Source organism: Pseudomonas sp. PDM09, assembly GCF_014852305.1.
GTDB lineage: Bacteria > Pseudomonadota > Gammaproteobacteria > Pseudomonadales > Pseudomonadaceae > Aquipseudomonas.
In genome coordinates, this window is the sequence record NZ_JACVBI010000006.1 from 320,474 (window position 1) to 341,549 (window position 21,076).

General features: G+C 59.2%; 19 protein-coding genes. 7 read left to right on the forward strand and 12 right to left on the reverse strand.

Annotation, left to right across the window (positions count from 1 at the left end; all coding sequences use genetic code 11):
• Window positions 1-193: 193 nt before the first annotated feature.
• Complete coding sequence (gene serA, locus IB250_RS16945) at window positions 194-1,423, forward strand: phosphoglycerate dehydrogenase (protein ID WP_007897715.1); 1,230 nt, start codon at window positions 194-196, stop codon at window positions 1,421-1,423.
• Between the two features lie 62 nt (window positions 1,424-1,485).
• Here serA and IB250_RS16950 read toward each other — a convergent pair whose 3' ends face one another.
• Entirely contained in the window at window positions 1,486-1,911 is a 426-nt protein-coding gene (locus tag IB250_RS16950; protein WP_192344956.1) for a DUF4399 domain-containing protein, read from the reverse strand.
• Window positions 1,912-2,046: 135 nt separating this feature from the next.
• Here IB250_RS16950 and IB250_RS16955 point away from each other — a divergent pair, with 135 nt between their 5' ends.
• On the forward strand, window positions 2,047-2,634 hold the full coding sequence (locus IB250_RS16955) for a transporter substrate-binding domain-containing protein (protein ID WP_192344957.1): 588 nt from the start codon (window positions 2,047-2,049) through the stop codon (window positions 2,632-2,634).
• A gap of 123 nt (window positions 2,635-2,757) precedes the next feature.
• Here the strand turns inward: IB250_RS16955 and IB250_RS16960 are convergent, their stop codons facing one another.
• A complete protein-coding gene (locus IB250_RS16960; RefSeq protein ID WP_192344958.1) occupies window positions 2,758-3,243 on the reverse strand; it encodes a DUF523 domain-containing protein in 486 nt (161 codons plus the stop codon).
• Window positions 3,244-3,245: 2 nt separating this feature from the next.
• Entirely contained in the window at window positions 3,246-3,878 is a 633-nt protein-coding gene (locus tag IB250_RS16965; protein WP_192344959.1) for a 2OG-Fe(II) oxygenase, read from the reverse strand.
• A 133-nt stretch (window positions 3,879-4,011) separates the two neighbouring features.
• Here IB250_RS16965 and IB250_RS16970 point away from each other — a divergent pair, with 133 nt between their 5' ends.
• Complete coding sequence (locus IB250_RS16970) at window positions 4,012-4,764, forward strand: DUF2059 domain-containing protein (RefSeq protein ID WP_192344960.1); 753 nt, start codon at window positions 4,012-4,014, stop codon at window positions 4,762-4,764.
• A 132-nt stretch (window positions 4,765-4,896) separates the two neighbouring features.
• On the opposite strand, the gene IB250_RS16975 is transcribed toward IB250_RS16970, so the two are convergent.
• On the reverse strand, window positions 4,897-5,844 hold the full coding sequence (locus tag IB250_RS16975) for an alpha/beta hydrolase (RefSeq protein ID WP_192344961.1): 948 nt from the start codon (window positions 5,842-5,844) through the stop codon (window positions 4,897-4,899).
• A gap of 97 nt (window positions 5,845-5,941) precedes the next feature.
• Between IB250_RS16975 and IB250_RS16980 the strand changes: the two genes are divergently transcribed.
• Window positions 5,942-6,520 carry a DUF6436 domain-containing protein gene (locus tag IB250_RS16980; protein ID WP_192344962.1) on the forward strand — a complete coding sequence of 193 codons (579 nt, stop codon included), beginning with the start codon at window positions 5,942-5,944 and terminating at the stop codon, window positions 6,518-6,520.
• Window positions 6,521-6,623: 103 nt separating this feature from the next.
• A complete protein-coding gene (locus tag IB250_RS16985; protein ID WP_192344963.1) occupies window positions 6,624-9,035 on the forward strand; it encodes a penicillin acylase family protein in 2,412 nt (803 codons plus the stop codon).
• Window positions 9,036-9,261: 226 nt separating this feature from the next.
• On the opposite strand, the gene IB250_RS16990 is transcribed toward IB250_RS16985, so the two are convergent.
• The 8 genes from IB250_RS16990 to IB250_RS17025 form a co-directional block, all read right to left on the reverse strand.
• Window positions 9,262-10,152 (reverse strand): ABC transporter permease subunit, encoded by an 891-nt coding sequence (locus tag IB250_RS16990; protein ID WP_007897694.1) that lies wholly within the window; start codon window positions 10,150-10,152, stop codon window positions 9,262-9,264.
• Entirely contained in the window at window positions 10,149-11,030 is an 882-nt protein-coding gene (locus IB250_RS16995; protein WP_177319477.1) for an ABC transporter permease subunit, read from the reverse strand. Before IB250_RS16995 ends, IB250_RS16990 begins: the two co-directional genes overlap by 4 nt.
• A 35-nt stretch (window positions 11,031-11,065) precedes the next feature.
• The gene (locus IB250_RS17000; protein WP_008067988.1) at window positions 11,066-12,208 is read right to left on the reverse strand and encodes an ABC transporter ATP-binding protein; all 1,143 of its coding nucleotides are present in this window, start codon (window positions 12,206-12,208) and stop codon (window positions 11,066-11,068) included.
• A 61-nt stretch (window positions 12,209-12,269) separates the two neighbouring features.
• A complete protein-coding gene (locus tag IB250_RS17005; protein ID WP_192344964.1) occupies window positions 12,270-13,367 on the reverse strand; it encodes a polyamine ABC transporter substrate-binding protein in 1,098 nt (365 codons plus the stop codon).
• A 244-nt stretch (window positions 13,368-13,611) separates the two neighbouring features.
• Window positions 13,612-14,709, reverse strand: a complete 1,098-nt coding sequence (locus tag IB250_RS17010; protein WP_192345013.1) for a polyamine ABC transporter substrate-binding protein — start codon at window positions 14,707-14,709, stop codon at window positions 13,612-13,614.
• Between the two features lie 182 nt (window positions 14,710-14,891).
• Window positions 14,892-16,256: an aspartate aminotransferase family protein gene (locus tag IB250_RS17015; RefSeq protein WP_192344965.1), complete on the reverse strand. Its 1,365-nt coding sequence runs from the start codon at window positions 16,254-16,256 to the stop codon at window positions 14,892-14,894.
• A gap of 57 nt (window positions 16,257-16,313) precedes the next feature.
• Complete coding sequence (locus IB250_RS17020) at window positions 16,314-17,672, reverse strand: glutamine synthetase family protein (RefSeq protein WP_123500359.1); 1,359 nt, start codon at window positions 17,670-17,672, stop codon at window positions 16,314-16,316.
• 37 nt (window positions 17,673-17,709) lie between these two features.
• Window positions 17,710-18,486, reverse strand: a complete 777-nt coding sequence (locus IB250_RS17025; protein WP_192344966.1) for a gamma-glutamyl-gamma-aminobutyrate hydrolase family protein — start codon at window positions 18,484-18,486, stop codon at window positions 17,710-17,712.
• A gap of 278 nt (window positions 18,487-18,764) precedes the next feature.
• Here IB250_RS17025 and IB250_RS17030 point away from each other — a divergent pair, with 278 nt between their 5' ends.
• Window positions 18,765-20,141: a glutamine synthetase family protein gene (locus IB250_RS17030; RefSeq protein WP_007897683.1), complete on the forward strand. Its 1,377-nt coding sequence runs from the start codon at window positions 18,765-18,767 to the stop codon at window positions 20,139-20,141.
• A 244-nt stretch (window positions 20,142-20,385) separates the two neighbouring features.
• Window positions 20,386-21,021 carry a TetR/AcrR family transcriptional regulator gene (locus IB250_RS17035; protein ID WP_192344967.1) on the forward strand — a complete coding sequence of 212 codons (636 nt, stop codon included), beginning with the start codon at window positions 20,386-20,388 and terminating at the stop codon, window positions 21,019-21,021.
• Window positions 21,022-21,076: the final 55 nt, after the last annotated feature.

Genomic DNA, 21,076 nt, shown 5'->3' on the forward strand with positions numbered 1-21,076 from the left:
TCGAACAATTCATGGTCATCCTGAGAACGCTTCACGTCGCAGGAATGAGTGTTTAGCGGGGTGCATATGCTAGCATACCGACCCCGCAGCATAGTGCCCAACGGCTGTCCTGCGGCGACGGCTTTCTTGCCGTCCGGGTCAGCATCTGTTGACCATTTCCTGCCATTTTTCTCCGGGATACAGGTTTACGCAGATGAGCAAGACTTCTCTCGATAAGAGCAAGATCAAGTTCCTTCTTCTCGAAGGCGTCCACCAATCGGCTGTCGACGTCCTCAAGGCGGCGGGCTACACCAGCATCGAGTACCTCACAGGTTCTCTGCCGGAAGCCCAGCTCAAGGAAAAGATCGCTGATGCGCACTTCATCGGCATTCGCTCCCGCACTCAGCTGACCGAAGAGATCTTCGATCACGCGAAGAAACTGGTGGCTGTCGGCTGTTTCTGCATCGGCACCAACCAGGTCGACCTCAACGCGGCTCGCGAACGCGGCATCGCGGTATTCAACGCGCCGTACTCCAACACTCGCTCCGTAGCCGAGCTGGTATTGGCCGAGGCGATCCTGTTGCTGCGCGGCATCCCTGAGAAGAACGCTTCCTGCCACCGTGGCGGCTGGATCAAGAGCGCAGCCAACTCCTTCGAGATCCGTGGCAAGAAGCTGGGCATCGTCGGTTATGGCTCGATTGGCACTCAGCTGTCGGTTCTGGCTGAAGGCCTGGGGATGCAGGTGTACTTCTACGACACCGTGACCAAGCTGCCACTGGGTAACGCCACCCAGGTCGGCAACCTGCACGAGCTGCTGGGCATGTCCGACATCGTCACCCTGCACGTTCCGGAAACCGCAGCCACTCAGTGGATGATCGGCGAGAAGGAAATCCGCGCCATCAAGAAGGGCGGCATTCTGATCAACGCTGCTCGCGGCACTGTTGTTGAACTGGACGCCCTGGCGGACGCGATCAAGGACAAGCACCTGATCGGCGCGGCCATCGACGTATTCCCGGTGGAGCCGCGCTCCAACGAAGAAGAGTTCGAAAGCCCGCTGCGCGGCCTGGACAACGTGATCCTGACCCCGCACATCGGTGGCTCCACCGCTGAAGCGCAGGCCAACATTGGTCTGGAAGTGGCGGAAAAACTGGTCAAGTACAGCGACAACGGTACGTCGGTATCGTCCGTGAACTTCCCGGAAGTGGCCCTGCCGGCTCACCCTGGCAAGCACCGTCTGCTGCACATCCACGAGAACATTCCGGGTGTGATGAGCGAGATCAACAAGGTCTTCGCCGAAAACGGCATCAACATTTCCGGTCAGTTCCTGCAGACCAACGAGAAAGTCGGCTACGTCGTGATCGACGTCGATGCCGAATACTCGGAAATGGCGCAAGAGAAGCTGCAGCACATCAACGGCACCATTCGTTGCCGCGTGTTGTTCTGATCGCGACTTGAGTGACAAAAAAGGAGACCTTCGGGTCTCCTTTTTCATGGGCGCGACTGATGTTACTTAACGTTGACGGTGATTTTCTCCGACACGATAGGCGGATCGAACGGCATGTGGCCGCTATCGCCCAACTCCAGCTGCAAGGTGTGTTTGCCCGGCGTCAGCTTTACTTCAGCCTGGGTCTGCGCCTTGCCAAAGTGCAAATGGTTGGCATCATTCGGAATCGGGGCGCCAGCGGCTGGCAGCTTATCGACATCGATCAGCAAATGGTGATGGCCGGTGTTCTTGGTGACATCGCCCGCCGGAGCCAGCGCAATGTTCTCGACAGCGAACTTGACGACGACGGTTTGCGGAACCGTGGCTCCGTCCGCAGGAGAAACGATGAACACTTCTGCACCTTTGGGAGCCGGTGTAGCAGCCGTTGCCAGCATCGATGCACCCAGCAACAGGCCAGCCAGTGCTGCTCGTGACATAAAGGATTTCATTTTCTTCTCCAGTTTTTCCGTAAAATTCGCTCGACCGTGACAACTTCACGGCCATTCGTTGTCGAAGGCACACGACAACCATAGCAAAGCGAGCCTGAACAGCGCGTCGCGATAAATGAATTCAAAGGAGTGACCATGCGCTTTTTGCCTGGCCTGATCTGCCTGCTACCCCTTTTGAGCCCTTTGGCTCATGCCGAACTGATGGACGATGTAAACGACCGCGGCGAATTGCGCATTGCCCTTGAGGCCAATACCCCGCCCTTCAATTTCAAGGATGACGACAAACTGACCGGCTTCGAGGTCGAGTTGGGTCAACTGCTGGCCGGTGAGCTGGATGTAAGGGCCGACTTCGTCGTCACCGATTCCGTCGACCTGCTGGCCGGCGTCGAAAGCGGCAAGTACGACGTCGCCATCAATCACATAGCACAGACCCCGGAGCTGAAGGATCGTTTCGACTTCACCGAACCTTACATTCACACCAATGCGCAATTGATCGCGCAGAAAGAAGAGCAGCCGCGTTCAATCCTGTTGGTGCAGTCGCTGACGGAAGAAAAGCCGAAAGCCGCCCCGGCTGTGAGCATGGCCATTCCGTTTCAGAAGGGTAACCCGGCGTTCCATGCCAGCCTGGAAAACGCCTTGCAGCGGATCAAGGGAGATGGCCGATTGGAAGCGTTGTCGCAGAAGTGGTTCGGGGCGGATACGAGTGTGGCGCCGAAACCCTGAAATCGCGGAGAAACCTGTGGGAGCGAGCCTGCTCGCGATGGGGTCATAACAGTCAACATTGATATTGAATGTAAGACCGCTATCGCGAGCAGGCTCGCTCCCACAGTGGATCTGGGTTTGTCGTTAGTCGAGGGTTGCCAGTGCCTGCGCCGCTTCAGCCAACTCCAGCTCGCTGAAAACCTGCACGCCATGGCGCTTGAGCAATGCCGCGGTAACACCCTCACCGTTGACCTTCACGCCACTGAACGTCCCGTCATAGGTCAACAGATTCCCGCAAGACGGGCTGTTGGCCTTGAGCACGGCGATACGAATGCCGTGCTGCTGCACCAGCTCCAGCGCCTGATAAGCCCCCGAAAGAAACTCGGCACTAACGTCCTCGCCTTCAGTGGTGAGGACCGATGCAAGGCCATCAAGCACTTCACCGCCCTGCCCGCCCGGAATCTCCGCCGCGGCCCTTGGCGTCGGCAAACCACCGGCAACTTCCGGGCACAACGGCACCACCCGGCCTTCGGCAATCCACTGCTCCAATAGATTGAACGGTCCACTGGCGCCGCCGTCGTAACGGACGCGGTGACCAAGCAAACAGCGGCTTACCAGAATCTTTTGCATGATCAGAACGGCTCGTTGCCACGACGGCGGAACCAGCCCGTCAACGACAGGCGATCTCGGGTTGCGGGCAGGACTTCGTGGGGGACTTCGCCCGACAGGAACACCACCAGGCATCCGCCAGTGGGCACCACATCATGTTCGACGCCTTCGTCCAGGTACATGCGCAACTGACCGCCATGCTCGGGCAGCCAGGCGTCATTGAGGTAGATCACCGCCGAGACCATGCGCCGATCATCATCGCGGAAACGGTCGACATGCTTGAGGTAGAAAGCGCCAGGCGGGTACAGGGCGAAATGGCTCTCGAAATCTTCCAGGCCCAGAAACAAACTGCGATTCATCGCCTCACGCAGGCTGTCCATCAACCCCAGATAGCTGTCGCAAGCCTCGGCCTGACCGGGTTCGAGCCATTGGATATGGTCACCGCGAATGCCCTCGCGGATCTCCGAAAACGGCCCGCGCCCCACGGCGGCGGGGGCGAGCTCGCCCTCGGCGGCACGTTTGCGGCACTCGGCCGCCAGCGCCTGGGTCAGATCCAGAGGCAGGAAAATATTCTGCTGCGACCAGCCGCGCTCAGCCAGGTCGTCGACGATACGTAACAGCAGCGGATGATCAGAGGATATTTGCATGGCGCGCATAGTATTCCTGTGCCCGCAAATCCGACAGAGCCGCGCAGCGGAGGATTGGTCGGATAAGGCACGCAACCTGATACGAATTCTCGACAAGTACGAATGCCGCACGGAGAATAGTCGCCTGCTGACAGGAGTCCCTATGCGCCGTTTGCTTTTTTCACTGCTGATGTTCTGTGTTTTGCCCGCCTGGGCGGACGGCCACGACCAGTTGTACAAGGTCGCCGGTTGGCCAGAACAACGCGCGCATTTCAACGATGCTCTCTCTGCCGCTCAGCAGCGTTACCAGAACAGCCTGCCGCCGGCGGTGTTTCAGGCTCTGCTCAACAACAGTAATCAGCGCTTTGCGCCCAAAGCCATGGATCAGCGTGCCGAAGCGCAGCTGCGCAAAAAGCTTGCCGATCCGAAACCTGCATTGACCTTCTTCCAATCGCCCTTGGGCAAGAAAATCGTCGCCGCCGAACTGCTGGCGACCCGTCGCGATCAATTGGCCAAAAATGCCAAGGGCTTGCCGAAAATGCAGGCCAGCGATACCCGTCAGCTGATCATTGGTCACCTGGCCCAGGCCCTGCCTGCCCGCGAGGCCGGTGCTGAAGTCAGCCTGGCGATTGCGGGCGTGGCGGCCGACAGCCTGAGCTCGATGATCCCCGGCCTGCTCGGTGGCGGTCAGGCACAAGGCATGCTGAACGGCCAGCGCCAGCGCCTGATGGAGCAGATCGGCGCCGACCTGAACAATACGCTGCTGTATGTCTATCGCGACCTGTCGGATGACGAGCTGGAAGAGTTCGCCACGTTTGCCGAGTCCACTGAGGGCAAGGCTTACTACCAAGCGGCATTGGCGGCGATTCGGGCGGGGTTGGCGGTGGGGCAGAGTACGTCGAGCCTTACTCAGTAATCTGCAGCGTCTGGACGATCGCTTTCGCGAGCAAGCCCGCTCCCACACTTGATCTCTGGCGTACATGAATTCTGTATCCGCTGGAGATCTAATGTGGGAGCGGGCTTGCTCGCGAAGAGGCCCGAACGACCGCTAGAGATTTCGGCCCTTCATCCGCTTGCTCAAAAACCCGAAATACTCCTGCCGCAATCCCGCTGACTCATTCGCCAGATGATGCCGCGCCTTGGGCAGCATCAGCACCTGCGGTCGATCGAACTTATCCCGCAATACATCAAGGTTGTGCTTCCAATCCACGGTCATGTCCGCCTGCCCCTGCACGATCAGCGGCTGCCGTGGGCTGCTCGGTGCCGCTTCGATGCGCTTGATCCAGCGCCCCAGCGCACCGACCCAGGCCGTTGGCAAGCGCAGCGGCTGCAGCGGATCGGCTTGCAGGAACGTCAGGAAGTCGGGGTCGTTGGAGTTCTCGCTGAAACGCCGGGCTATGCCTTTGACGAACGGCTTGAGCAAGTAATAGCTGAGCTGCGACCAGCCCCAGGCTCGCGGCCGCACCAGTGGCGACAGCAGAATCACCTGCCCTTGGGCGGGACTGTTCGCGCCCTGATTGAGCACATGATCGATCACGATCGCCCCGCCGGTGCTTTGCCCGCACAGGTGCCAGGGCTGCGGAAGGCCCAGCGATTGCGCCTCGACCAACAACCCTTGCAGGGTGCTCTGATACTCGGCGAAATCCTTGATGCTCGCCCGTTCGCCACTGGACAAGCCATGCCCCGGCAGGTCACAGGCGATCACCGCAAAACCCTGGTCCAGCGCCCACTCGATCACATGCCGATAGAGCCCGGTGTGATCATAGAAACCGTGAAACAAAAACAGCGTCGCCTTCGCCCGCTCGGGCCACCAGAGCTGGCTGACCACTTCATAGCCATCGACCTCGAAACGCCCCAGGCCACTGCGCAAGGTTCGCCGGGGGAAATCCAGCCCATAAAAATGCTGATAGGCCATGGCTTCCGTCGACAGCGGCTGCCACTCGGCCAATGGCCGCAGGCTGGCACGCAAATGATCGGGGTCGAAAGTGGCAGACATGGGCTATTCCAGAGCGCGAAACGGACTTTATGGGCCTGCGATATTCATCTGTCGCGGCAAGCATGGCAAGCTAGCCGACCTTCGAGGATTGAAACCCATGCGTCCGGCCTACCGCACCACATTGCTTGCCAGCCTGCTCGCCCTTGTGTGTGCCGGCGCGCTGTGGGCCGCCTATGACTGGTTTCAGGGGCGCTACTTGCGCGCCTTCAGTTCGCACACTGCGGTGTTCTCCGGCGACCCATTGCGCCTGCCGGACGAACTTGCCGGCCCCGGTGCCATTCGCCTGGTGCACTTCTGGGACCCGGCCTGCCCGTGCAATGTCGGCAACCAACAACACCTGACCGAACTGGTCGAGCAGTATGTACCGCAGGGCGTCGAGTTCTATGCGGTCCAAAAACCCGGCAGCCATGGTCAATTGCCCGGCACCTTGAGTCGCCTTAAAACCATCACTGTCCTGCCAGGTTCCGAACAGATCCCTGCCAGCCCGGCGGTGGCGATCTGGGACCGCAGTGGCAGGCTGGCGTATTTCGGGCCGTACAGCGAAGGCCTGACCTGCAATTCGAGCAACAGTTTTATCGAGCCCATTCTGCAAGCGCTGAATGAAGGCCGGGCGGTGAACGCCACCCATACGCTGGCGGTGGGTTGCTACTGTCCGTGGCCTGCTGAGGTGAAGTAAGGCATTCCTGACTTTTCCAGGACCGCGATGCCCGGCACAGGAGGTCTGTGCTACACGTTTGCAGCCCACACGGGCGGCAATCCCGTAAGAACAAGGAGTCACCATGAAACGCGTCCTGACCGTACTTGCCTTGCTGATTGTCGTACTCGTCGCCGGGGGCGGCTGGTATGTGTACAGCAAGCAACCGACGCGCCAGGGCCAAGTGGAATTACAGCACCTGCAAGGTTCGGTGACCGTGCGCTACGACGTGCGCGGCGTGCCGCATATCCGTGCCGAAAACGAAACCGACCTCTACCGCGCCCTTGGCTATGTACATGCCCAGGACCGACTGTTCCAGATGGAAGCCATGCGGCGCCTGGCCCGTGGTGAGCTGGCCGAAGTCCTCGGCCCGAAACTGATCGACACCGACAAACTGTTTCGCAGCCTGCGCATCCGCGAGCGGGCTGAAAGCTACGTCGCCGCGCTGGATCGTCAGTCGCCGGCCTGGAAGGCCCTGCAAGCCTATCTGGACGGCATCAATCAATATCAGGACAGCCACGCTGCGCCGGTAGAGTTCGATGTGCTGGGGATCCCCAAACGCCCTTTCACCGCCGAAGACAGCATCAGCATCGCCGGCTACATGGCCTACAGCTTTGCCGCGGCGTTTCGCACCGAACCCTTGCTGACTTACGTGCGTGACCAACTGGGCGCCGAGTACCTGAGCATCTTCGATCTCGACTGGCAGCCCAAGGGCGTGCTGGCCAAAAGGCGCGCCAACCCTGCACCAGCCCTCACCGCCAATGACTGGAAGGATCTGAACGCCCTCGCCCGTTTGAGTGAGCAGGCATTGGCCGACAATGGCCTGCCACAATTTGAAGGGAGCAATGCCTGGTTGATTGCCGGCAGCCGCAGCAAAAGCGGTAAGCCACTGCTGGCCGGTGACCCGCACATTCGCTTCTCGGCGCCGTCGGTGTGGTACGAAGCGCACCTGTCGGCGCCGGGTTTCGAGCTTTACGGTTACCATCAGGCGCTGGTGCCGTTTGCGTTTCTGGGCCACAACCTGGACTTCGGCTGGAGCCTGACCATGTTCCAGAACGACGATCTGGACCTGATCGTAGAGAAGGTCAACCCGGACAACCCGAACCAGGTCTGGTATCGCGGCCAGTGGGTCGACATGGTCAACACCGAACAACAGATCGCGGTCAAAGGCCAGCCACCGGTCACGCTGACCCTGCGCCAGTCGCCCCACGGCCCGATCATCAACGATGTGCTCGGCACCGCCGCCGGCAAAACACCGGTCGCCATGTGGTGGGCCTTCCTCGAGACGCCGAATCCGATCCTCGACGGCTTCTACCAGCTCAACCGCGCCGACACCCTGGCCAAGGCCCGCGCCGCCTCGGCCAAGGTTCAGGCTCCGGGGCTGAACATCGTCTACGCCAATGCCAAGGGCGACATCGGTTGGTGGGCCTCGGCGCTGCTGCCCAAGCGCCCGGCCGGGGTGAAGCCCGGTTTCATCCTCGACGGCAGCACCCCTCAGGCGGACAAGGAAGGTTTTTACCCGTTCAGCGCCAATCCACAGGAAGAGAACCCGGCGCGGGGCTATATCGTCTCGGCCAATTTCCAGCCGGTGTCGCCGACCGGCATGGAAATTCCCGGTTACTACAACCTCGCCGATCGCGGTCAGCAACTCAATCGTCAGCTCAGCGACAACAACGTGAAGTGGGACAACGAGTCCAGCCAGAAGCTGCAACTGGGCACCACCACCGACTACGGTCCGCGTTTGCTGGCGCCGTTGCTACCGGTGCTGCGTGAAGTGGTGAGCGATCCCGCCGAGCTCAAGAGGGTGGAGCAACTGGCGCAGTGGAGCGGCGATTATCCGCTGGACTCCATCAGTGCCACGCTGTTCAACCAGTTCTTGTTCAACCTCACCGACGCGGCGATGCGCGATGAACTGGGCAACGACTTCTTCGAAACGCTGCTGCCGACCCGGGTGATCGATGCCGCACTACCGCGGCTGGCGGCCTCCGCCGACTCACCGTGGTGGGACAACCGCAACACCCCCGGCAAGGAAACCCGCGCCGATACGGTCAAGGTTGCCTGGCAAGCGAGCATGGCTCACCTCAAAACCACCCTGGGCGACGACTCCACACAATGGCAGTGGGGCAAGGCGCACACCTTGACTCACGGCCATCCGCTGGGGACGCAAAAACCGCTGGAGCGGATCTTCAACGTCGGGCCGTTCGCGGCACCCGGCACCCACGAAGTGCCGAACAACCTCTCGGCCAGGATCGGCCCGGCGCCGTGGCCTGTGACTTACGGCCCGTCGACGCGGCGGCTGATCGACTTCGCCGACCCCGCCCACAGCCTGACCATCAACCCGGTCGGCCAGAGCGGCGTGCCGTTCGACCGTCACTATGACGACCAGGCCGAGGCGTATATCGAGGGGGTTTACTACCAGGCGCATTTCAATGATGAAGAAGTGACGGCCAATACACGTAGTACGTTGAAGCTGTTGCCAGCGCGTTCAGGGCATTAGATCTCTGTTGGTTTAACTGACGTCATCGCACGCAAGCCCGCTTCCACAGGTTTTGTGGTGATCACAAGATTGTTGCTTCACACCGACCACTGTGGGAGCGGGCTTGCTCGCGAAAGCGGTGGGTCAGTCAACATGGATGTTGAATGTCAGTCCGTCTTCGCGAGCAAGCCCGCTCCCACAGTGGATTTGGGTTGGCCACACATGTGTGGTCAACCCGGCATCAAGCTCAAGCCGCTTCCGGCGCCTGGGCCCGGCGCACGTCCGGTTGTTTCCAGGAATCGGCGGCGCCCTCTTCGATGGCCTGCTGGATCGCACGCTTGCGAATCTCTTCGGCACGACGGCTGAAGTACCAGACCAGGAAAGTCACCAGCGACACCGCCAGCAAAATCAGGCTGGCCACGGCATTGATCTCAGGCTTCACGCCCAGGCGCACCGCCGAGAACACTTCCATCGGCAGGGTCGTGGAACCCGGACCGGACACGAAGCTCGCCAGCACCAGGTCATCCAGCGACAAGGCAAACGACATCATCCCGCCCGCCGCCAGCGACGGCGCGATCATCGGAATGGTGATCAGGAAGAACACCTTCCATGGCCGCGCGCCCAGGTCCATGGCCGCCTCTTCGATGGACAGGTCCAGCTCACGCAAGCGCGCCGACACCACCACCGCCACATACGCCGCACAGAACGTGGTGTGGGCGATCCAGATGGTGACGATGCCGCGTTCCTGCGGCCAACCGATCATCTGCGCCATGGCCACGAACAGCAGCAACAGCGACAGACCGGTGATCACTTCCGGCATCACCAACGGCGCGGTGACCAGACCACCGAACAGCGTGCGGCCCTTGAAGTGGGTGATTCGCGTCAGCACGAACGCCGCCAGCGTCCCCAGTGCTACCGCTGCAATCGCGGTGTAGCAGGCGATTTCCAGCGAGCGCACCACCGAGCCCATCAATTGGGTGTTGTCCATCAACCCCACGTACCACTTGATCGACCAGCCGCCCCACACCGTCACCAGTTTCGAGGCGTTGAACGAGTAAATCACCAGGATCAGCATCGGCGCGTAGATGAACAGCAAACCCGCTACCAGCATGAAACTTGAGAAACGGAAGCGCTTCATTCCTTGCCCTCCATTTCTTTGGCCTGACTACGGTTGAACAGGATGATCGGCACAATCAGGATCGCCAGCATCACCACCGCCAGGGCAGACGCCACTGGCCAGTCACGGTTATTGAAGAACTCTTGCCAGAGCACTTTACCGATCATCAGGGTTTCCGGACCGCCGAGCAGTTCCGGGATCACGAACTCACCCACCACCGGGATGAACACCAGCATGCAGCCGGCAATGATGCCGTTTTTCGACAGTGGCACGGTGATCTTCCAGAAACTGTTGAAGGTGCTCGATCCCAGGTCCGACGCGGCTTCCAGCAGACTGGTGTCGTGTTTGACCAGGTTGGCGTAGAGCGGCAGGATCATGAACGGCAGATAGGAGTAAACGACCCCGATGTAAACCGCGAGGTTGGTGTTGAGGATCTGCAGCGGCTCGTCGATCCAGCCCATGCTCATCAAAAAGCCGTTGAGCAGGCCGTTGTTGCTGAGGATGCCCATCCACGCATACACGCGGATCAGGATCGCGGTCCAGGTCGGCATCATGATCAGCAGCACCAGCACCGTTTGCAGTTCTTTGCGGGCACTGGCAATGGCGTAGGCCATCGGGTAGCCGATCAGCAAGCAGAGGACGGTGCTGATCAGCGCCATCTTCAATGAACCGAGGTAAGCGGCGATGTACAACTCGTCATCGCCGAGCATCGCGTAGTTGCTCAGGTTAAGCAGCACCTGGAGCTTCTGGTCGATGAAGCTGTAGATCTCGGTGTACGGCGGAATGGCCACGTCGGCTTCGGCGAAGCTGATCTTCAAGACGATGAAGAACGGCAACATGAAGAACATGAACAGCCAAATGAACGGAACACCGATGACCAGCTGACGGCCACCGGGAATTATTCGATTGAGCCGGCGTTTGAATTTGCGCAGGTTCATGAGCGAAGTACCACGCCGCTGTCATCTTCCCAATACACGTAAACCTGATCACCCCAAGTCGGCCGCTGGCCACGGCGCTCGGCGTTGGCGACGAACGACTGGACGATCTTGCCGCTCGGCAACTCGACGTAGAACACCGAGTGGCCACCGAGATAGGCGATGTCATGCACTTTGCCGCTGGACCAGTTGTATTCGCAGGTCGGCATGGTCGGCGTCACCAGCAGCTTTTCCGGACGGATCGCGTAGGTCACGGATTTGTCCTGCACCGAAGTGCTGATGCCGTGGCCCACATAAATCTGCCGGTCCAGGTCCTTGCAGGTGATGATCGCGTGGCCTTCGGCGTCGTCGATCACTTCACCGTCAAAGATGTTGACGTTGCCGATGAACTCGCAGACCAGGCGGCTGGTCGGGGTTTCGTAGATGTCGATCGGGCTGCCGATCTGGGCGATCCAGCCCAGGTGCATGATCGCGATGCGCTCGGCCATGGTCATGGCTTCTTCCTGGTCGTGGGTCACCATCACGCAGGTCACGCCGACCCGTTCGATGATCTCGACCAGTTCCAGTTGCATTTGCGAGCGCAGCTTCTTGTCCAGCGCACCCATCGGTTCGTCGAGCAGCAACAGCTTCGGTCGCTTGGCCAAAGAACGCGCCAGCGCCACACGCTGACGCTGACCGCCAGACAACTGATGCGGTTTGCGCTTGGCGTACTGGCTCATCTGCACCAGCTTGAGCATGTCGGCCACACGTGCATCGACTTCAGCGGCGGGAAGCTTGTCCTGCTTGAGGCCGAAGGCGATGTTCTGCGCCACGGTCATGTGCGGGAACAAGGCGTAGGACTGGAACATCATGTTGATCGGCCGCTCGTACGGCGGCATGTCCGTGATGTCTACGCCATCGAGGTAAATGCGCCCCTCCGTGGGCCGTTCGAAACCTGCCAGCATCCGCAGCAAGGTGGATTTGCCCGAACCCGAGCCGCCGAGCAGGGCGAAGATTTCGCCTTTCTTGATTTCCAGGGACACGTCGTCCACGGCAATCGTCTCGTCGAACTTTTTTGTGACCCGGTCGATTTTGACCAGCACCTGTTTAGGTGTCTGATCGCCCTCGAGGGCTTTCTTATAGGCGCCGGAGGCAACTGCCATTTACGAAACTCCCAACAGAATTTGCAGTTCGCTCAACGTGGCGAACCTGGATAGGTTGAAGCTATTTGCCCGATTTGACCTTGGTCCAGCTGCGCGTCATCAAACGTTGAATGTTCGGTGGCAACTCGATGGAGACGTATGTCTTGTCGAGGACCGCTTGCGGTGGATAGACCGATGCGTCGGTGCGTATGGATTGTTCCATCAGTTTGTCCGACCCGGGGTTCGGGTTGGCGTAGCCTACGGAATTGCTGACCTGGGCAATCACTTCGGGTTTCAGCAAATAGTTGATGAAGGCATGGGCTTCCTTGGCGTTGGCGGCATCCTTGGGGATCGCCAGCATGTCGAACCAGAGCGCGCCGCCCTCTTTCGGAATCGAGTAGGCGATGTTCATGCCTTTGCCGGCTTCAGCCGCGCGGGCCTTGGCCTGGAACATATCGCCAGAGAAACCGATCGCCACGCAGATGTCACCGTTGGCCAGGTCTGCGATGTATTTGGAGGAGTGGAAATACGTCACGTAAGGCCGCACCGCCAGCAACTTGGCTTCCGCCTTTTTGTAGTCTTCAGGGTTGGTGCTGTTGGCGTTCAGGCCCATGTAGTTGAGGACCGTGGGCATCATTTCATCGGCGGAGTCGAGGAACGCCACGCCACAGCTGTGCAGCTTCTTGATGTTCTGCGGCTCGAACACCACATCCCACGAATCGATCTTGTCGAGACCCAGCACTGCCTTGACCTTGTCGACGTTGTAACCGATGCCGTTGGTGCCCCACAGATACGGTACGGCGTACTGATTGCCCGGATCGTTCTGTTCCAGGCGCTTGAGCAATACCGGGTCGAGGTTGGAATAGTTAGTCAGCTTCGATTTGTCGAGCTTCTGAAAAGCCCCGGCCTTGATCTGTTTGCCAAGGAAGTGGTTGGACGGCACGACCACGTCATATCCGGTACGCCCGGCCAGCAACTTGCCTTCCAGGGTTTCGTTGGAATCGAATACGTCATACACCGGCTTGATGCCGGTTTCTTTCTGGAAGTCGGCCAGGGTGCTTTCACCGATGTAGTCCGACCAATTATAAATATGCACTGTGCCAGCGGCCTGAACACTGACAGCCAGTGTCAGCCCGGCGCCGACCAGCAGGGCATTGCGCAACAAAGAAAAAATAGGCAAGTGGAGGTCCTCTAAAATTAGTTGGGCCCAAGTTGCCCCGCGTTACATGACAGCCATGGCTGCCTGGCAACAAAACCGGCGCGCAACTTACCCTCGAAAAACCGTTCCAGCAAAACTTTTATGCAGAACCCTGTAGCAGCTGCCGAAGGCTGCGTTAAGGTCCGAAGGACCTTCCCGCGTTCTTGAGAGCGCAACCGCTGCGCGGTTGGACGCAGCCTTCGGCAGCTGCTACAGGGTTTATTACTTATTTACCGGATTTGATCTTGGTCCAGCTGCGAGTCAGGATCCGCTGGGTCGCGGCCGGCAAGTCGGCAATCGCGTACAGCTTGGCCAACACTTCCGCTGGCGGGTAGATGCCTGGATCGCTAGTGATTTCTTTATCGACCAGTGCGGTAGACGCCGCGTTACCGTTCGGGAAACGCACGGCGTTGGTGATCTCGGCCATGATTTCCGGCTTCTGCAGGAAGGTCATGAACTTGTAGGCGCCTTCGACGTTTTCGGCATCTTTAGGGATGGCGACCATGTCGTAGAAGCTGCCGGCACCTTCTTTCGGAATGTTGTAGCTGACTTTCACCTTGTCACCGGCTTCAGCGGCGCGAGCCTTGGCCTGGTAGATGTCACCCGAGTAACCCACGGCGACGCAGATGTTGCCGTTGGCCAGGTCGGTGATGTACTTGGACGAGTGGAAGTAGCCCACCGAAGGACGAATCTTCAGGAACAGCGCTTCGGCTTCAGCCAGTTGTTTCTTGTCCTGGCTGTCGGTTGGATAGCCCAGGTAATGCAACGCCACCGGAATCATCTCGGTTGGCGAATCGAGGAAGCTGATACCGCACGACTTCAACTTGGCAGCGTTTTCAGGTTTGAACAGCAAGTCCCAGGAGTTGGTTGGCGCATCGGCACCCAGTGCAGCCTTGACCTTCTCAGCGTTGAAACCGATACCGATCGACCCCCACATGTAAGGGAACGCGTGTTCGTTACCCGGGTCGCTCACCGATACCGCTTTGAGCAGGTCCGGGTTCAGGTTTTTCCAGTTAGGCAGCTTGGACTTGTCCAGCTTCTGGTAAACGCCGGCCTTGATCTGCTTGGCCAGGAAGTTGTTCGACGGCACGACGATGTCATAGCCGGACTTGCCTGCCAGCAACTTTGCTTCAAGGGTTTCGTTACTGTCGAACACGTCGTAGACAACTTTGATACCCGACTCGGCCTCGAACTTCTTGACGGTATCCGGCGCGATGTAATCGGACCAGTTGTACACGTGCAGCACTTTGTCGTCGGCCTGAACGGCGCCCGCCATCATGCCCATCAGGGACATGGCGAGGAGGGTCTTGCCAGCTATCTTCATACCTAATGCCTTCATGGGTAATGCTCCAATTTTTCTTTTTAACCACGTGCTCAGTGGCCGGTTAACGGGCATCCGAACAACCGTTAGTCTGGCAAGATCCAAGGCTGGCTTTCAAGGAAAGACCCATCCTTTGTTTGCACGGAACGAAGTGCAAACATTGCACCTCGCTCAGAGCCTAGCACTTAGCCCTGCAACGCACTCAGGGTCAGGTCCAGGCACTTGCGCGCCTTGGTCACCAACTCGTCGATTTCAGCCGGTGTAATCACCAGTGGCGGGGCAATGATCATGGTGTCGCCGACGGCACGCATGATCAGGCCGTTTTCGAAGCAGAACGTGCGGCAGATCATGCCGACACCCTTGCCTTCGTAACGTTTGCGGGTGGCTTTGTCCTGAACCAGTTCGATGGCCCCCAACAGACCGACCCCACGCACTTCCCCCACCAACGGGTGATCGCTCAGTTCCCGTAGACGCTTTTGCAAATAAGGTGCCGTTTCTGTGCGCACGCGCTCGACAATTTTCTCATCGCGCAAGATGCGGATGTTTTCCAGCGCTACCGCAGCAGCCACCGGGTGCCCGGAATACGTGAAACCGTGGTTGAAATCGCCACCTTCGTTGAGCACCTCGACCACGTCGTCATGCACGATCAGGCCGCCCATCGGGATGTAACCGGACGTCAGGCCCTTGGCGATGGTCATCATGTCGGGTTTGAGGTCGTAGAAATCGCTGCCGAACCACTCGCCGGTACGGCCGAAACCGCAGATCACTTCGTCGGCGACGAACAGAATGTCGTACTTGGCGAGGATTTCCTTGATGCGTGGCCAGTAGCTGTCTGGCGGGATGATCACGCCGCCGGCGCCCTGGATCGGCTCGGCAATAAAGGCCCCGACGTTGTCGACGCCGACTTCCAGGATTTTCTCTTCCAGCTGATTGGCCGCCCAGATACCGAACTCGTTCGGCGTCATGTCGCCGCCTTCGCCGAACCAGTACGGCTGGGCAATGTGGACGATGCCCGGGATCGGCAAGTCGCCCTGTTCGTGCATGTACGTCATGCCACCCAGACTCGCGCCGGCCACGGTGGAACCGTGATAGCCGTTCTTGCGACTGATGATGACTTTCTTCTTCGGCTGGCCCTTGATCGCCCAGTAGTGGCGAACCATCCGCAGCATGGTGTCGTTGCCTTCGGACCCGGAACCGGTGAAGAACACGTGATTCATGCCTTCAGGCGCAACGTCGGCAATCACCTTGGCCAGCTCCAGCACCGGCGGGTGAGCGGTCTGGAAGAACAGGTTGTAATAAGGCAGTTCGCGCATCTGTTTGCTGGCGGCATCGGCCAGCTCATCGCGACCGTAGCCGATCGCGACGCACCACAGGCCGGCCATGCCGTCGAGGATCTTGTTGCCTTCGCTGTCCCAGAGGTAAACGCCCTTGGCGCTGGTGATGATGCGCGGGCCTTTCTCTTTCAGCTGTTTGAAGTCGCTGAACGGGGCCAGGTGGTGATCGCTGCTCAGGATTTGCCACTCACGGGTTTGCGGGTTGTTGCTGGTCATGCGAATTCTCCTTGGATTCCAGTGAAGGCGCGGCGATTTACAGCCGCGCCCGGCGCATCAGACGGCGAAGAGCAGGAACTCCCGCTCCCACGAACTGATCACGCGCTTGAAGTTTTCATGCTCGGCCCGCTTGACCGCGACGTAGCCCGTGATGAATTTCTTGCCCAGGTATTTTTCGATGGTCTTGCTGTTTTCCATCCGTTCCAGGGCGTCTTCGATGGTCAATGGCAGGCGCAGATTGCGCCGTTCGTAGCCACGACCGACGACCGGCGCACTCGGGTTATGCCCTTCGACCATGCCAATCAGCCCGCACAACAGGCTGGCAGCAATAGCCAGGTATGGGTTGGCATCGGCACCCGGCAGACGGTTTTCCACCCGACGGTTCTGCGGCCCGGCATCCGGAACTCGCAGGCCCACGGTGCGGTTCTCTTCGCCCCACTCCACGTTCACCGGCGCCGAGGTATCCGGCAGGAAGCGGCGGAACGAATTGACGTTGGGTGCGAACAACGGCAGCAGCTCAGGAATGAATTTCTGCAAGCCACCGATGTGGTTGAGGAACAGCTGGCTCATGGTCCCGTCTTCATTGGAGAAAACGTTTTTGCCGGTCTCGATGCTGATGATGCTCTGGTGCAAGTGCATGGCGCTGCCCGGCTCGCCGGTCATGGGTTTGGCCATGAAGGTTGCCGCCACGTTGTGCTTGAGCGCGGCTTCACGCATGGTGCGTTTGAACACCAGAATCTGGTCGGCCAAGGACAGGGCATCGCCATGACGGAAGTTGATTTCCATCTGTGCCGTGCCGTCCTCGTGGATCAGCGTGTCGAGGTCCAGTTCCTGCAGTTCACACCAGTCGTAGACGTCTTCGAATAACGGATCGAATTCGTTCGCGGCCTCAATCGAGAAGGACTGGCGACCGGTTTCCGGACGACCGGAGCGGCCAATCGGCGGTTGCAGCGGGTAGTCCGGGTCATCGCTGCGCTTGGTGAGATAGAACTCCATTTCCGGCGCCACGATCGGCTGCCAGCCGTGGTCGGCGTAGAGTTTCAGCACTTTTTTGAGCACGTTGCGCGGCGACAGCTCGATCGGGTTGCCCTGCTTGTCGTAAGTATCGTGGATCACGATGGCGGTGGGCTCGATGGCCCAGGGCACCAGGAACACCGCGTTCTGGTCGGGGCGGCAGATCATGTCGATGTCGGCCGGGTCGAGCAGTTCGTAATAGATGTCGTCTTCGACATAGTCGCCCGTCACGGTCTGCAACAGAACGCTTTCGGGCAGGCGCATGCCTTTTTCGGCAATGAACTTGTTGGTCGGCGAGATCTTGCCCCGGGTGATGCCGGTCAGGTCGCCAATCATGCATTCGACTTCTGTGATCTTGCGGTCTTTCAACCAATCGGTGAGCTGGTCGAGGTTGTTACTCATAAATGCCTCTTAGGCTGAGTTTCCTGGCTCTTATAAGTCAGGCGTTGTTTGACGCATCGGCGTCGCGTTGTAGAGCGTACTTGCGGCAGGCATCGCCAAATGCCTGGAAAATCGCAAGGTAGTCAGGATTCAAGCTTACCTGCCATTCGGGATGCCATTGCACCCCTAAAGCAAAAGCCTTGCCTTCGATGACAGAGACGGCTTCGATCAATCCGTCGGGTGCCACCGCTTCCACACGAAGGCCCGGCGCCAGACGCTCAATACCCTGACCATGAATCGAATTGACTTGAATCTCGCTCTTCAGGCCCAGCCTGGCAAGTACACCGCCCGGCTGAACGTGCACCGGGTGACTTGGCGCGTACTGCCCTTCCAGCGGCAGGCTGTCGTCTTCACGGTGATCCATGAATGGACCGGCCTCGTGAACCTTCTGATGCAGACTGCCGCCGAATGCCACATTCATTTCCTGGAAGCCACGGCAAATGCCGAGCACGGGAACACCGGCCTCGACAGCGGCGCGGATCAGCGGGAGAGTGGTGGCATCGCGTGCAGAATCATGAGCAGTATCTGGCGCACTGGCAGGGCCGTTATAGTGAATCGGTTCTATATTGGAAGGAGAGCCTGTAAAGAGAATGCCGTCCAGAGCGTCCAGAATATCGGACGGCGCCAGCTGATCCGCCAGGGATGGAAGAATCAACGGCAGGCCCTTGGCAGCTGAAGCCACGGCGCGTACGTATTTGTCGCCACTGATGTGATAAGCATGCAGACCGATCTGCTTTGAGCAGGCGGTGACGCCGATTAACGGCAGGCGAGACATGAAGCACCCCGGTATTATTGCTGTTATGGGTTTAAATCGAGCTTAGCCTTGTTCATTTTTTTACACAACACCCCCGTAAAAAATACAACACGGCCCGCTCAAGCTCGCGGGCACCAAGAAGGCTGAAGGCAAAAAAACGCCCCAAAGTGCCTCAAAAAAGCCCCATGAGTGCTTTTTTAGGGCAAAAAAGGCCTCGCTTGACTTCGGCATGCCGTTCGGGTTGACTGGAATCCGAAGAGATCAATGATTGATATTTTTAACAACAAAGGTGTTGCATCATGTCGGTACCCCCGCGTGCCGTTCAGCTTAACGAAGCGAACGCGTTCCTTAAGGAACATCCTGAGGTTCTGTACGTTGACCTTCTGATTGCGGATATGAATGGTGTGGTGCGCGGCAAGCGCATTGAACGCACCAGCCTCCACAAGGTTTACGAGAAAGGCATCAACCTGCCGGCCTCTCTATTTGCTCTGGATATCAATGGCTCGACGGTGGAAAGCACTGGCCTGGGCCTGGACATCGGCGATGCTGACCGAATCTGCTATCCAATCCCCGACACCCTGTGCAATGAGCCCTGGCAGAAGCGCCCGACCGCGCAACTGCTGATGACCATGCACGAACTCGAAGGTGATCCTTTCTTCGCCGACCCGCGCGAAGTCCTGCGACAAGTCGTAGCCAAGTTCGACGAGATGGGCCTGACCATCTGCGCTGCGTTCGAACTGGAGTTCTACCTGATCGACCAGGAGAACGTGAACGGCCGCCCACAACCGCCGCGCTCGCCGATCTCCGGCAAACGCCCGCATTCGACACAGGTCTACCTGATCGACGACCTCGACGAATACGTCGACTGCCTCCAGGACATTCTGGAAGGTGCGAAAGAGCAAGGCATCCCTGCCGACGCGATCGTCAAGGAAAGTGCCCCGGCACAGTTCGAAGTGAACCTGCACCACGTGGCCGACCCGATCAAGGCCTGCGACTATGCGGTCCTGCTCAAGCGTCTGATCAAAAACATCGCCTACGACCATGAGATGGACACCACCTTCATGGCCAAGCCTTATCCGGGCCAGGCGGGTAACGGTCTGCACGTCCACATCTCGATTCTTGATAAAGATGGCAAAAACATTTTTGCCAGCGAGGATCCCGAGCAGAACGCCGCACTGCGTCACGCGATCGGCGGTGTGCTCGAGACCCTGCCGGCGCAGATGGCGTTCCTCTGCCCGAACGTCAACTCCTACCGTCGTTTCGGCGCACAGTTCTACGTGCCGAACTCGCCGTGCTGGGGCCTGGACAACCGTACCGTGGCCATCCGCGTACCGACCGGTTCCTCCGATGCCGTGCGCATCGAACACCGTGTAGCCGGCGCCGACGCCAACCCGTATCTGTTGATGGCTTCTGTTTTGGCGGGCGTGCACCACGGCCTGACCAACAAAATCGAGCCGGGCGCACCCGTGGAAGGCAACTCCTACGAGCAGAACGAGCAAAGCCTGCCGAACAACTTGCGTGATGCACTGCGCGAACTGGACGACAGCGAAGTCATGGCCAAGTACATCGATCCGAAATACATCGACATTTTTGTCGCCTGTAAAGAGAGCGAGCTGGAGGAGTTCGAACACTCCATCTCCGACCTCGAATACAACTGGTACCTGCATACCGTGTAAGCGGTTGCAGTAAAAACAACGCCGCCGGCTGACAAAGCCTGCGGCGTTTTTTATGGCTTTTTTTCAGCAGGACCGAGGCGCCTGCTTCGCGAGCAAGCCCGCTCCCACATTAGATCTCCAGTGAACAAAGTATTTGTGTACGGGGCAGAGTTCAAAAGTGGGAGCGGGCTTGCTCGCGAAGGCGTCCGGGCAGACAACAACAAACCCTGCTCGTACAATGCCCGCTGCCCCGCAGGAGACTTCGATGACCCGACTCGCCACCCCACGCAAACCCCGCGCCCGCAGTCAGGCCCGGATCGATTCGATACTCGATGCCGCCCGCACGCTGCTGGCCGCCGAGGGCGTGGCCAGCCTGTCGATCTACAGCGTCGCCGAACGCGCGGAGATCCCGCCCTCCTCCGTCTACCATTTTTTCGCCAGCGTCCCGGCCCTGCTTGAAGCCCTGACCGCCGACGTCCACGCCGCATTCCGCGCCTGCCTGCAAGCACCCATCGATCACCATGCCCTCAACGGCTGGCGCGATCTGTCGCGACTGGTGGAACAACGCATGCTCGCCATCTACGACGAAGACGCCGCCGCCCGCCAACTGATCCTCGCCCAGCACGGCCTGACTGAAGTCACCCAGGCCGACCGCCAGCACGACATCGAACTCGGCGACCTGATGCACAAGCTGTTCGACCACCACTTCGAATTGCCGACCCTGCCGAGTGATGTCGATGTATTTGCGCTGGCCATGGAGCTGGGCGATCGGGTGTATGCACGCTCGGTGCAGCAGCATGGGCAGATCACGCCGCGCATGGCTGAAGAAGGGATGCGGGTGTTTGATGCTTATCTTGGGTTGTATTTGCCACCCTATCTGCCCAAGCGCGAAGTGCTTTGATCGTTCCCACGCTCTGCGTGGGAATGCAGCCCGGGACGCTCTGCGTCCCAAAAGC